Genomic DNA, 12,834 nt, shown 5'->3' on the forward strand with positions numbered 1-12,834 from the left:
ACGCCCTAGTCCCGGGTCAGACGGCCCAGGCGCTCGGTGGCCTCGATGTACTCCTCGACCATCCCGAACACCACGTCCCTGGTCGACCTCACCTGGTTCATGGTCCCGATGATCTGCCCGGCGGGGAAGGTCGCCAGCTCGGCGGCGTCGGAGCGGCCGATCCTGCGCAGCGCCGGCGAGATCAGCATGTACTGCAGCGGCATCGGCAGGGTGCCGGGCGAGTCGGGAGCCTCCCAGGCCTCGGTCCACTCGCTCTTCAGCAGGCGCGCGGGCTTTCCCGTCCACGACCGGGAGCGCACGGTGTCGCGGGAGGTGGCCTGCAGGATGCGCTGCTTGACCACCTCGGAGGTGTCGGCCTCCTCGACGGTCAGCCAGATGGACCCGGTCCACACCCCCTCGGCGCCGAGGGCCATACCCGCCGCCATCTGACGCCCGTTGCCGATGCCACCGGCGGCCAGCACCGGCACGTCCACGGCGTCCACGACCTGCGGGAGGAGCACCATCGTGGAGATCTCCCCGGTGTGCCCGCCCGCCTCGGTGCCCTGGGCGACGACGATGTCCACGCCGACCTCGACCTGCTTGGTCGCGTGCCGGGGGGTGGAGGCCAGCGCCGCCACCTTCACGCCCTTGGCGTGCGCCAGCTCGACCACGTCGGCGGGAGGCGGGCCGAGGGCGTTGGCCAGCAGCGCGATCGGGTGCCTGAGCGCCACCTCGACCTGCGGCCGGGCGGTGGTGTCGGTCCAGCCGAGCAGGACCTTGCCCGCGTCCACGCCGGACAGCTCAGGGACGCCGTGCGCGGCCAGCAGGTCGTCGACGAACTTCCGGTGACCGTCGGGGATCATCCCCTGCAGCCGTCCCACCAGATCCTCGGCGGAGTCGACGCCCAGGTCGCCTCCCACGTAGGAGGCGGGCATGACCACGTCGACGCCGTACGGTTTGCCGTCGACGTGGTCATCGATCCACCTGAGCTCCGTTTCGAGCTCGTCCGGGCTGAAGCCGAGCGCGCCGAGCACTCCCATCCCGCCGGCGCGGCTGACCGCGGCGACGACATCCCGGCAGTGACTGAACGCGAAGATCGGAAGGTCGATTCCAAGCATGTCCGTGACACGTGTCCGCATGCGCCCACGGTACGACCCTCGACCAATAAACTGCAACGCGTTCTAGTCTAGAACCTTTCTTCTGTAGGAAAAATCAACAAGAACTTGTTTCAATAAGTGGCCCCAGCACCGACCCGGTCACTTGCCCGGCTCGGGGTCGCGGGGCAGGCCGAGAATGCGCTCGCCGATGATGTTGAGCTGGACCTCCGTGGTGCCCCCGTAGATCGTCATGGCACGGGTGGAGAGCACGGCGCGGTTCCAGTAACCGGCGTCGCCGAGCTTCATGTCGGCGGCGATGACGGCGGAGGTGCCGAGCAACTCGACCGCGCACTCCGCGACGTGCTGGGCGTGCGAGGTGGACAGGAGCTTGCGGACCGAGGCGTCGGCGCCCGGCTCCACTCCGGTCAGCTGCTTCAGCGTCACCCGGAGGCCGAGCGCGCTGATCGAATGCCCCTCACAGACCACGCGGGCCAGCTCCTGGCGCTCCGCCGGGGTGAGCTCGCGGCCGAGCCGTCCGGCCATCGCGACCAGGTCGGAGACCGACGAGCCGGTGCCGCCGGAGCCCGAGGAGAGCGAGACCCGCTCGTTGGACAGGGTGTTCCTGGCGACCTTCCAGCCCTGGCCGACCTCGCCGACGACCAGCTCGTCCGGGACGAACACGTCGTCGAGGAAGACCTCGTTGAACAGGTTCTCGCCGGTCATCTCGGTGAGCGGCCTGACCGTGACGCCCTGGCCCTTCATGTCGACCAGGAAGTAGGTGATGCCCTCGTGCTTGGAACCCTCGGAGGAGTTGCGGGCGATGCAGATGCCCCACTCCGCGAAGTGCGCCACCGAGGTCCAGACCTTCTGGCCGTTGAGCTTCCAGCCGCCCTCGACCTTCTCCGCCTTCATCTGCAGCGCGGCGAGGTCGGAACCGGCCCCGGGCTCGGAGAAGAGCTGGCACCAGATCATCTCGCCACTCAGCGTGGCCGGCAGGAACCGCTCCTGCTGCTCGGGCGTGCCGTACGCGACGATGGACGGCACCACCCAGGCACCGATGATCATCTGAGGCAGCTTGACCTGGGCGGCCCTCAGCTCCTGGATGATGAGCACCTGCTCCAGCGGCTTGGCGTCGCGGCCCCACGGCTTGGCCAGGTGCGGCATGACGTAGCCGCCCTTGGCCAGCGCCCGCTTCTGGTCCTTGCCCTCCAGCTTGGCGATCTCGGCGATCTCCGCCCGGATCCCCTCGCGCAGCGCGGCGGCGTCGTCGGGGAGGTCGATCTCCATTGCCCGGCTCACGCCGTTCAGCGCCAGCTCGGCCACCGACTCGGCCCACTCGCCGGAGGAGCCGAGCAGCGCGCGCAGGGTCAGGGCACGGCGGTAGTAGAGGTGAGCGTCGTGCTCGTAGGTGTAACCGATGCCGCCGAAGATCTGGACGGCGTCCTTGGCGCACAGCACGGCCGCGTCGGGAGCGACCACGCCCGCGATCGCCGCGGCATAGGCCAGCTCGTCGGCCGTGATCTCCTTCGACCCGGATCCGCCCTGCCCCTCCGCGGCGCGGGTCGCGTCCCACACGGTCGCGCGGGCCTGCTCCAGCGCGACGAGCATCCGGGCGGCCTTGTGCTTGACCCCCTGGAACTGCCCGATCGGCCTGCCGAACTGCACGCGCACCTTGGCGTAATCGGACGCGGCGCTCACGCACCACGACGCGACACCCGCGGCCTCCGCTCCGAACAGGATCGCGCCCAGGTTGAGGACGCCGGGACCCTCCAGCCCGTCCAGGATCCGTCCGGCCGGTACGGCCACCGCCTCCAGTTCGACCTTGGCCACGCCACGGGTGAGGTCCAGCGACTTGACGGGCGTCACGGTCGCGGCGGAGGCGTCCACCACGACCCACTCCTCTCCGCGATCGGTGCTCACCGGGAGCACCAGGATGTCGGCGAGAGCGCCGCCCAGGACCGGCTCGGCGACGCCGCCGATGGTCAGGGTGCCGTCCTCGCCCCGGGTGCCCGTGATCGAACCGGCCAGCGCGACCGCGCCGGTCAGCGTGCCGTCGGCGAGCCCGGGAAGAAGCTCCGCGTGAGCCTTGCCGTCCGAGGCGAGGATCGCGGCGCCGGCGAACACGGTGGGGACGTAGGGGCCGGGGGCCACCCGCTCGCCGAGAGCCTCGACGGCGACGGCGGTCTCCAGCAGGCCGTACCCGCTGCCGCCGTACTCCTCCGGGATGTGCAGGCCGAGCAGGCCCTGGTCGGCGAGTCCGGACCAGAAAGCGGGGCGCTCCTCGTTCTCGGCCGCGATGGCGGCACGCACGACCTGGGACGGGATGTTTCGTTCCGCCCAGCCGGTCACCGACTCCCGGAGCGCCTCGTGCTCTTCGCTCAACCCGATCGCCATAACAGCCTCCAGACACGATTTATTGGCAGAATCATATTCTAGAAGATGTTTCCACCACAATGCAGGGCATTTCACCATCACAACGCCCGTATACGCGGACGCCCCCGTCCCGACCAGAGCACCGCCGCACCCCGAACGCCGTCACCATCGGAGCACCGCACCCCGAACCCCGTCACCACCGGAGCGCCGTCACACCCCGAACCCCGTCACCACACCCCATCGCGCCCCCGGCCCCTCGCCTCCCGGGACGCGTCGTCACAACGCGCGGGCGCCCGCCATCAGGGGCGCGATGTCGGCCCAGAGCCGCTTACGCGTGTCGGGCACGGTCACGAAGAGCATGGCGGGCTCGCGACGGCCGATGTCGAGCAGCGCGAGCGCCGCCTGGGAGTTGTGCTTCCTGCCCCCCACCTCGTAGGTCACCCGGTAGCCGAGCACCCACCCCTTGCCGGTGGCCGGCTTCTGCGAGGCGGTCCAGGCGACCTCGCTGCTCGCGGGATGCTGGGTGCGGATCGTCCACCTCACCGCCGTCAGCGCCGCCCTGCGGTATTCGGCGTCGGTTTTCAGATCCGCGACCGGCTTGGCGCCGGGGAACAGGCTGGAGGCGATCATCGTATGGGGCGGCCCGGTCGCGCCCACCCGCTGGCCGGCGGAGAACAAGGGGATGGTCTTGATCGACCAGGGCTTGCCCAGCTTGGAGTAGACGATCGCGGTCTTGGCGTCGGTCACCGTGCCCAGCACCGGACTGGGCGTGCCGGACAGCGGCTTCAGGGCGGTCGCCCTGGGCAGGGCGGGCAGTTCGATCGGAGGCTCGGACGGCGTGGGCGCCGCGGTGGGGCTCTTCGCCCGGGAAACCCCCGCCTGCCCGGCGGGCTCGTCGCCGGAGAACAGGACGAAGACCAGGATGACCGCGGCGGCGGTGAGAAGGGCGGCCCCCATGCTGTAGATCGTCCGGATCGGGGTGTCACCGATCTTCCTCAGCAGTCTTCCGAGGACACCGGGCCTGCCGGAAGCGCCGCGTCCACCGGGCACGGCCGCCCTTCGGGCGTCGCCGTTCCCCCTGGTCGTCCCCGACGTCTCCGTGGCCCCGGCCCTGCCCTGCGGGGACCGTGAACCCGGTGAACCCGGTGAGCCCGAAGGCATGGAACCGGGTGAAAGGAACGATCCAATGGATTTCGGCCGGGGGACCAGAACGGTCTCCTCACCGTCTCCGATGGGAAACCGGCGAGGCACCCGAGGGCCGGCAGGCGAGCCGTCTTCGGTGGGAATGGCGGGAATGGGCGCTGTGGGCGCGTCATAGGACGGGAGGTATCTCTCATAAGAGCGCCCGGAGGCGTTGCCGCCGACATCCGCCATGGGCGCCAGATTATGTCACCTCGCGGGAATGGTGAACCTCATCGCATCACGCTTCGGCCACGAGCTGTGCACCAGCCCAGGCAATGGCGTCCCCCCTTCCACAAGCAGAATGTCGTTCTGTATGGTCGCGCCTATGAGGGGCTTCTATGAGATCGCAACGGCCGATCCCGGACGTGTCGCCGTCATCGCGGATGTCACCGTGAGCTACGGCGAGCTCCACGATCGGGTCAATCAGGTCTCCCACGGCCTCGTGGCCCGCGGCACCCGGCCCGGCGACACCGTGGTGACGGTCCTGCCCAACGGGGCGGACGCGATCACGATGATGCTCGCGACCTACCAGATCGGCGCCTATCACGTCCCGGTGAACTGGCACTACACCGCCGAGGAGATCGGCTACATCATCGCCGACTGCGCCGCGCGGGTGGTGGTCGGCTCCGAACGGTACGCGCAGGCCGTACCGGAGGGGTTCCTGGAGCTCGACGAGCTCGCCCAGGGACAACCCGTCACCCCGCCCGAGGAGCGCAGGGCCGGGTCGATGATGCTCTACACCTCGGGCACCACCGGCAAGCCCAAGGGCGTGCGGCGCAGACTGCTGGAGCTCAGCCCCGAGGATCTCTACCCGATCCTGATGCGCAAGAGCTGGCGCCACTTCGCGCTGCCCTTCGACGGCGTGCACCTGATCCTCTCCCAGCTCTACCACTCCGCCCCGTACGGCCAGGCGATGATGGCGCTGCAGTTCGGCCACACGCTCGTGGTGACCGAGCGGTTCGACGCGGAGGAGACGCTGGCGTTGATCGAGCGGCACCGGATCACCAACGCGTTCATGGTGCCGACCATGTTCCACCGGCTGCTGGCCCTGCCTCCCGCCATCAGGAAAGAGCACGATCTGTCGTCGTTGACGCATCTGTACCACGGTGCCGCGCCCTGCCCGCCGGCCACCAAGCAGGCGATGATCGAGTGGCTCGGCCCCGTGCTGTGGGAGTACTACGGCTCGACCGAGGCGGCCGTGGCGACCATGGTCTCCTCGGCCCAGTGGCTGAAGCGGCCCGGCACCGTCGGCCAGGCGGTCGACGGCATGAAGTTCACGATCATCGACGACGACGGCGCCGAACTCCCTCCCGGCGAACCGGGCATGGTCTACATCAGCGGCGTCAACCGGTTCGAGTATCACCAGGATCCGGCCAAAACCGCCTCCGCGATGCGCGGCCGCCTCTACACCCCGGGTGACATCGGCTATCTGGACGAGGCCGGATACCTGTTCCTCTGCGACCGGCGCACCGACCTGATCATTTCCGGCGGCGTGAACATCTATCCCGCCGAGATCGAGGCGGCCCTCCTCGAACACCCCGCAGTGGCGGACGTGGCCGTGATCGGCGTTCCCGACCCGGAGTGGGGGCACCGGGTCGTCGCCCTGGTCCAGCCCGCACCGGACGCCGAGCCCGGTCCCGGCCTCACCGCCGACCTGCTGGCTCACTGCGTGCCCCGGCTGGCCCGCCTCAAGCATCCCCGCGTGATCGAATATCGCGAGCAGCTCCCGCGCACGCCCACCGGCAAACTTAGCCGGAGCGGTCTGCGCGAGACGTATCTTCCTTCGTGAGCTGGGAAGATACCCCCGCATGGGGGAAAAAACATCACGTATCGCACTGTTCGCCGCCGTCGCCATAGCGCTCACCGGCTGTGGCCAGAGGGCGAATTCACCACCGGCCGACCTCGCCGCCGCCACCCCCACCGCCTCGTCCAGCGTCTCACTCAGCACCCCGCCCACCACTTCGCCCACCGCCTCGCTCAGCACCTCGCCCACCGCCCCGCCCAGCCCCTCGCCCAGTGCTCCCGCCGGGGCCCCGCCGGACGCGACCGCCCTGGAGGCGGCCTACGAACGGGTCATCACCAGGGTTCTGCCTTCCATCGTGCAGATCACCACGGACAACGGCCTCGGGTCGGGCATCGTCTACGACAGGGCGGGCCACATCGTCACCAACGCCCATGTGGTCGGCAACGCGAACCGGTTCCAGGTCACGCTCGCCACCGGCGGCGCTCCACGGACGGCCAAGCTGGTGGAGTCCTTCGGTCTCGGCGATCTGGCCGTGATCAAGGTGGACAAGCCCGAAGGGCTCACACCCGCCGTGTTCGGCGACTCGCGCAAGCTGCGCGTCGGCCAGATCGTCCTGGCCATGGGCAACCCTCTGGGCCTGTCCGGCAGCGTCACCAACGGGATCATCTCCGCGCTGGGCCGTACGGTCAGCGAATCCGACGACGAGGGATCACCCGGCGCGACGATCACCGGCGCCATCCAGACCTCCGCCGCGATCAATCCGGGCAACAGCGGCGGCGCCCTGGTCAACCTCGCGGGCGAGGTCATCGGCATCCCGACCCTGGCCGCCCTCAATCCCGAGCTCGGCGGCGGCCCGGCGCCGGGCATCGGTTTCGCGATCCCGTCCAACGTCGTCACCGACATCGCCGCGCAGATCATTCAGGACGGCAAGGTCACCAACACCCATCGCGCCGCCCTCGGCGTCACGGTGCAGACCGTGATCGGTGTCGACGGCCGGCCCGTGGGCGTCGGCGTCGTGCGGGTGAGCAAGGGAAGCGGTGCGGAAAAGGCCGGCATCAAATCCGGCGACGTGCTCATATCAATCAACAACGTCCGCATCTCGGACACTCAGTCACTGTCGGAGGTCCTCGCCACCCTCAACCCCGGTGACCAGGCCACGGTCCAGATCCTGCGGCCCGACGGCTCCACCTCGACCATCACGATCGTCCTCGGCGAGCTTCCCAGCAGTTGATCCTCCTCTTCCCGCGGGCCCCTGGCGGATCGGTTCCAGGGGCCCGCGGGAAGGGAACGAGACCGGGACGAGACGAATGCGGTCAGCGGGGAGGGAAACGGCCGGTGACGTCCGCGGGAGGGAACGACGCCCGGCCGGGACGAGCGCGGTCAGTAGGGAAGGGAACGGCCGGCGAAGCTCATGAGCATGAAGGGCGCCTTGAACTTGGGATAGGCGACCGTCTTCGCATCGCCGTCCGAGGTGTAGCGCTCGTCGGCGTTGGCCTTCAGCCAGTCGAGCCAGGCCACGGAGCAGAAGCGGGCGCAGTCGCCCTTCTTGTCCATCGACCGGATCCGCGGGATGCCGAGCGGGTCGAACTTCTTGTTGAAGGGCGACATGGCCGGGGTGTATCCGGCGAGGAACACGCCGCCGTAGTTGTAGGAGACGTCCCCCGAAGTGCCCTTGAGCGCCCACTCCTTGGTGTTGGGCTGGTTGCCGTACGGCAGGGCGATCGTGACGGGGACGGCGTTGATCAGGCTGGTGATGAGCCGGTGCCCCTTCGCCACCTCGGCGTTGACCGTCTTCTCCGGCTTCCCGCGCAGGCTCAGGTGGTCGTGCGTGTGGTTGCCGATGTCGTACCCCTTGCCGACGAGCCAGAGCAGCACCTGCGCCCGCTCCTCGGGCGTCGTTTTCCCGAACATGTCGCGCGTCACGTAGAACGTGCCCACCCCGCGGAACCCCGGGTGGCGCTGGGCCACGTCCTGGAGGATCGCGACGGCGGTGTTCGGTTTGGGGGCGCCCGTCCCGTCCAGCTCGAACTGCGAGGGGGACGAATCATCGAAGGTGAGGACGACGGGGTGCTTACCCGCCGGAATGTCCATGCGCCCGGTGACGTACTCGGCCGCCGTGACCGCGACGTAGTCCTCCGCCGCCAGCCGTTCCAGCTCCGTGCGGAACTGCTCGGGAGTGCGGTCGTCCTGGTTGCCCGGCTTGTCCACTATCCGGTGATACATGAGAACGGGGACCTGGCCCAGCTCGTTGGCCTTGACCTTGGCGGCGGCCGCGGTTTTGGTCTTGATGAGGTTCGCCTGAACGGCCGCGGCCGCCGATGCCTTGACCGCGGCGGCGACTTTGGGGTCTTTACCTTGTGAATCGTCGTTCCCCGACGTGCATCCGGACATGGTGGCACTCACCGCGACGACCACAGTACCGACCGTGACCACTTTAAGACGGCCCATCTCATCCTCCAAGCGCACCGGCGATACGCTTCTCATCCCCCTTTGACCTGCGGGCCGACCTCCAGCCGAAGCAAAGCTTCGTACCCCGGCAGGGGTCGGATCACCCATTGCCGGGACATCGAGGCAATCATGTCCTCACCGGTCCCGGTGGCCCTCCGGCCGCCACCCGACGCCGGAGGACACCCCGCGGCCAGGGCGCGACCGTCGGCAACGACCGCCTCGTCGACCGGGCCGGCTCCGGCGGGCGGCGCCGCGGACTCCGGGGTGCGCAAGAGGCATCGATCTCGGTGACAGACCTCTCGTTGGGGCCGTCTTTGCCCGGTGTGGGTCCGCCTTTGCCCGACGGCCGGTGCGCGTCGCACGTCTTCCCAGGTCAACCCGGCCTCTAGGCGTCCACCCCTCTAGGGTCAGGAAATGTTACTAATGACCAATATTTCTGACCAATATTTGACATAAATGTCACTCCACCGTTGACCGCGTCCCGTTTCGCGCCTAACGTCCCGGTCAGCCGAGAGGTTCGTCCTTCCATGACGGCTTCCCTCGACGGCTCGTCCGTCGGCACTCCGGGTCCGCCCGGGGGTAGGGCGAGGGCTGGTGAGGCGAATTCTTTACCGTGAGGAGAAGACATGGCGGGACGTGTGGAAGCCCACGGAGTGCCGGATCGGCGGAAAGCCCGCGGAGTGATCGGGCGGCTGAAGGAGCGTGGACTGCTCGGTGAGGTGGCGGCCGAGTTCGTGGGAACCCTGATCCTGATCCTGTTCGGGGTGGGCGTCGTGGCCCAGGTCGTGGGCGGCGGCATCGGCGACCACGACAGCATCGCCTGGGCCTGGGGCATCGGCGTCACGATGGGTGTCTACGTCGCGGGTCGCATCAGCGGCGCCCATCTCAACCCCGCCGTCACGATCGCCCTCGCCGCGTTCAAAGGGTTCCCGTGGTACAAGGTCGCGCCCTACGCGCTGGCGCAGACCGCCGGGGCGTTCGTGGCCGCGATCATCGTCCGCTTCAACTACGGCGAAGTGCTCGAAAAGGTCGACCCCGGGCTGACCACCAAGACGCAGAGCGTCTTCTCCACACTGCCCGGCAACGGATCCCTGCCCATCGGCACCTGGGGCGCGTTCCGCGACCAGGTGATCGGCACCGCGATCCTGCTCCTGCTCATCCTCGCCGTCTCCGACACGCGCAACTCGGCCCCGCTGGCGAACCTCGCCCCCTTCATCGTCGGCCTCATCGTCGTGGGCATCGGCATGGCCTGGGGAACCAACGCGGGCTACGCCATCAACCCGGCCCGTGACTTCGGGCCGCGGCTCGCCTCGTTCCTCACCGGCTATCAGAACGCCTGGCGAGATCAGTATGGCCAGCTCTACTTCTGGGTACCGATCGTTGCACCGGTGATCGGGGGACTGATCGGCGCGGGCCTCTACCAGACCCTGGTGGCCCGTTTCCTGCCGGAGGAGGAAATACCCGAGGCAGGCCGGGTGGCGCCTCCCACCGACTACAAGCCCACCTGAAAACCAGCGGCCCAAGCCTCTCCCCAAGCCGACCCTCATGAGGAGGCACCATCCATGCCTGACTTCGTCGGAGCAATCGATCAAGGGACGACGAGCACCCGCTTCATGATCTTCGATCACGGTGGCAACGAGATAGCCATCCACCAGCTCGAACACAAGCAGATCCTGCCGCAGGCCGGCTGGGTCGAGCACAATCCGACAGAGATCTGGGAGCGCACGAGGGCTGTCGTCGAGACGGGGCTGAACGGTGCCAACCTGGTCGCCTCGGACCTCGCCGCACTCGGCATCACCAACCAGCGCGAGACGACCGTGGTCTGGAACCGGGTCACCGGCCGGCCGTACTACAACGCCATCGTCTGGCAGGACACCCGCACCGACCGCATCGCCTCGGCGCTCGACCGTGACGGCAGGGGCGACGTCATCCGTCACAAGGCCGGTCTCCCCCCGGCGACGTACTTCTCCGGCGGAAAGATCCAGTGGATCCTGGAGAACGTCGACGGGGTGCGCCAGGCGGCCGAGGCCGGAGAGGCCATCTTCGGGAACACCGACTCGTGGCTGCTGTGGAACCTGACCGGCGGCACGGACGGCGGCGTGCACGTCACCGATCCCACCAACGCCAGCCGTACCATGCTCATGGATCTGGAGACCCTGGAGTGGGACGACGAACTGCTGTCGTTCTTCGGCATCCCCCGGCAGATGCTGCCGTCCATCCAGCCCTCATCCCACCCCGGCCTGTACGGCATGACCCGCAAGATCGGCCCGCTCAAGGGTGAGGTCGCGCTCTCCGGCGACCTCGGCGACCAGCAGGCGGCCACCGTCGGGCAGGTGTGCTTCGAGGTCGGCGAGGCCAAGAACACCTACGGCACCGGTAACTTCCTGCTGCTCAACACCGGCACCGAGCTGGTACGGTCGAAGCACGGCCTGCTCACCACCGTCTGCTACCGCTTCGGCGAGAGCGCTCCGGTGTACGCGCTCGAAGGCTCCATCGCCGTGACCGGCTCGGCCGTTCAGTGGCTCCGCGACCAGCTCGGCATCATCTCCGGGGCCGAGCAGAGCGAGACGCTCGCCCGGCACGCCGAGGACAACGGCGGCGTCTACTTCGTCCCCGCCTTCTCCGGGCTGTTCGCCCCGTACTGGCGGTCCGACGCCCGGGGCGCCATCGTCGGCCTGTCGCGCTTCAACAACAACGCGCACATCGCGCGCGCCACGCTGGAGGCGATCTGCTACCAGAGCCGCGACGTGGTCGAGGCCATGCGCCAGGACTCGGGCGTCAGCCTCGACGTCCTCAGGGTCGACGGCGGCGTCACCGCCAACGAGCTGTGCATGCAGATCCAGGCCGACGTCCTCGGGGTGCCCGTGTCCAAGCCCGTTGTGGCCGAGACGACGGCGCTGGGCGCCGCCTACGCGGCGGGGCTGGCCGTCGGCTTCTGGAAGTCGACCGACGAGCTCAAGCAGAACTGGCTGGAGGGCCGGCGCTGGCAGCCGGAGTGGTCCGACGAGCAGCGGGCCACCGGTTACGCCGGCTGGAAGAAGGCGGTCACCCGGACCCTCGACTGGGTCGACGTGTCCTGATCGGAGTCCGGCGGGGCCCGGTATCGGATCCGTGTGATCCGGTACCGGCCGACCCGGTGCCGGACGTTCACGGATGCGCGGGATGCCGATCCCTGCGCTCATCGTGACGATGAGGCGCCGCCGTCACGCTTCCCGGGAGGTCCGCGACGGAGATCGTCCATGCGGCGGCGGATGACCCGACCCGAAAGATGATCTTCAGGTGGAAGACGGGCAAAAGCCGAAGGGCGGTCGGTGGGCGATGTCGCCCACCGACCGCCCTTCGGCGATCTGTTCCGTACGGTTCGAATACGGAACGGGGGTGGAGGTGGCGGGAATCGAACCCGCGTCCTTCAACTCCAAGACAGGGCTTCTCCGGGTGGAGCCTGTTGTGCTTTTCTCAGCCCCGGCGATCACACAGGCAAGACGCCGACAGGCTCAGCCACTGTTTGATTTCCCGATCTTCCCCGTGGCCGGGTCGATCGGTTGAGCCTCCTAGCGATGCCAGATCCGGGCCGGAGGCGCTCCCGGGCTGGCAGAAGTCACTCGCTGCTTAGGCGGCGAGTGCCAGGTTGCCCTGGCTGACTTCGGAGTGCGTCTTATTGGCACTTGTTGGTCGCGGTCACAGTGTTAACGAGGTTATGTCCGCAGTCCTCGACCCGCTTCACCTGACTTGCAAAGCCAAAGTCGAAACCAGTCACCCCCCTGTTGAATTGTCAACCCGATCCCGAGGGACCGAGCTATCCGAAGATACCCGTTACAACGGTGATAACGCCAACTGAATTCCCGGAGGGCGCGCCGTACGAGGCGGTACGAGCCCTCAAAAGACGAAGCGAGGCGGCAGGAGACGAGGTGAGAGCACAGGAGAGCGGGTGAGACCCGGGAGACGACGGGGACCGCGGGACGCCGGTGAGGGACCGGGCGCGCATGGGAACGCACGAGATCTCAGAGGTGC

General features: G+C 68.5%; 8 protein-coding genes and 1 other RNA gene. 4 read left to right on the forward strand and 5 right to left on the reverse strand.

From position 1 onward, the window contains the following. Positions 1-5: 5 nt before the first annotated feature. The 3 genes from J2853_RS27280 to J2853_RS27290 form a co-directional block, all read right to left on the reverse strand. Positions 6-1,118 carry an NAD(P)H-dependent flavin oxidoreductase gene (locus J2853_RS27280; RefSeq protein ID WP_307562811.1) on the reverse strand — a complete coding sequence of 371 codons (1,113 nt, stop codon included), beginning with the start codon at positions 1,116-1,118 and terminating at the stop codon, positions 6-8. A gap of 117 nt (positions 1,119-1,235) precedes the next feature. Continuing rightward, entirely contained in the window at positions 1,236-3,470 is a 2,235-nt protein-coding gene (locus J2853_RS27285; protein ID WP_307562813.1) for an acyl-CoA dehydrogenase family protein, read from the reverse strand. Between the two features lie 255 nt (positions 3,471-3,725). Next, the gene (locus J2853_RS27290) at positions 3,726-4,406 is read right to left on the reverse strand and encodes a hypothetical protein (protein ID WP_307562816.1); all 681 of its coding nucleotides are present in this window, start codon (positions 4,404-4,406) and stop codon (positions 3,726-3,728) included. A 550-nt stretch (positions 4,407-4,956) separates the two neighbouring features. Here J2853_RS27290 and J2853_RS27295 point away from each other — a divergent pair. Continuing rightward, positions 4,957-6,420, forward strand: coding sequence for an AMP-binding protein (locus J2853_RS27295; protein WP_307562818.1), 1,464 nt, complete (start codon positions 4,957-4,959; stop codon positions 6,418-6,420). A gap of 19 nt (positions 6,421-6,439) precedes the next feature. Further along, positions 6,440-7,606, forward strand: coding sequence for a S1C family serine protease (locus tag J2853_RS27300; RefSeq protein ID WP_307562821.1), 1,167 nt, complete (start codon positions 6,440-6,442; stop codon positions 7,604-7,606). A gap of 149 nt (positions 7,607-7,755) precedes the next feature. Here the strand turns inward: J2853_RS27300 and J2853_RS27305 are convergent, their stop codons facing one another. After that, positions 7,756-8,823 carry a polysaccharide deacetylase family protein gene (locus J2853_RS27305; protein ID WP_307562823.1) on the reverse strand — a complete coding sequence of 356 codons (1,068 nt, stop codon included), beginning with the start codon at positions 8,821-8,823 and terminating at the stop codon, positions 7,756-7,758. 626 nt (positions 8,824-9,449) lie between these two features. Between J2853_RS27305 and J2853_RS27310 the strand changes: the two genes are divergently transcribed. Beyond that, positions 9,450-10,331, forward strand: a complete 882-nt coding sequence (locus J2853_RS27310) for an MIP/aquaporin family protein (protein WP_307562825.1) — start codon at positions 9,450-9,452, stop codon at positions 10,329-10,331. A gap of 54 nt (positions 10,332-10,385) precedes the next feature. After that, complete coding sequence (gene glpK / locus J2853_RS27315; protein WP_307562827.1) at positions 10,386-11,903, forward strand: glycerol kinase GlpK; 1,518 nt, start codon at positions 10,386-10,388, stop codon at positions 11,901-11,903. Between the two features lie 296 nt (positions 11,904-12,199). Here the strand turns inward: glpK and ssrA are convergent. Continuing rightward, positions 12,200-12,584: a transfer-messenger RNA gene (ssrA, locus tag J2853_RS27320) on the reverse strand. Positions 12,585-12,834 lie beyond the last annotated feature (250 nt).

This window comes from Streptosporangium lutulentum, from assembly GCF_030811455.1.
Taxonomy (GTDB): Bacteria; Actinomycetota; Actinomycetes; order Streptosporangiales; family Streptosporangiaceae; genus Streptosporangium; species Streptosporangium lutulentum.

Bases quoted from the DNA above. Each gene is read 5' to 3' on its own strand.
- J2853_RS27280 (WP_307562811.1), bottom strand. From the start codon at position 1,118: ATGCGGACACGTGTCACGGACATGCTTGGAATCGACCTTCCGATCTTC.
- J2853_RS27285 (WP_307562813.1), bottom strand. From the start codon at position 3,470: ATGGCGATCGGGTTGAGCGAAGAGCACGAGGCGCTCCGGGAGTCGGTG.
- J2853_RS27290 (WP_307562816.1), bottom strand. From the start codon at position 4,406: ATGGGGGCCGCCCTTCTCACCGCCGCCGCGGTCATCCTGGTCTTCGTC.
- J2853_RS27295 (WP_307562818.1), top strand. From the start codon at position 4,957: ATGAGGGGCTTCTATGAGATCGCAACGGCCGATCCCGGACGTGTCGCC.
- J2853_RS27300 (WP_307562821.1), top strand. From the start codon at position 6,440: ATGGGGGAAAAAACATCACGTATCGCACTGTTCGCCGCCGTCGCCATA.
- J2853_RS27305 (WP_307562823.1), bottom strand. From the start codon at position 8,823: ATGGGCCGTCTTAAAGTGGTCACGGTCGGTACTGTGGTCGTCGCGGTG.
- J2853_RS27310 (WP_307562825.1), top strand. From the start codon at position 9,450: ATGGCGGGACGTGTGGAAGCCCACGGAGTGCCGGATCGGCGGAAAGCC.
- glpK (WP_307562827.1), top strand. From the start codon at position 10,386: ATGCCTGACTTCGTCGGAGCAATCGATCAAGGGACGACGAGCACCCGC.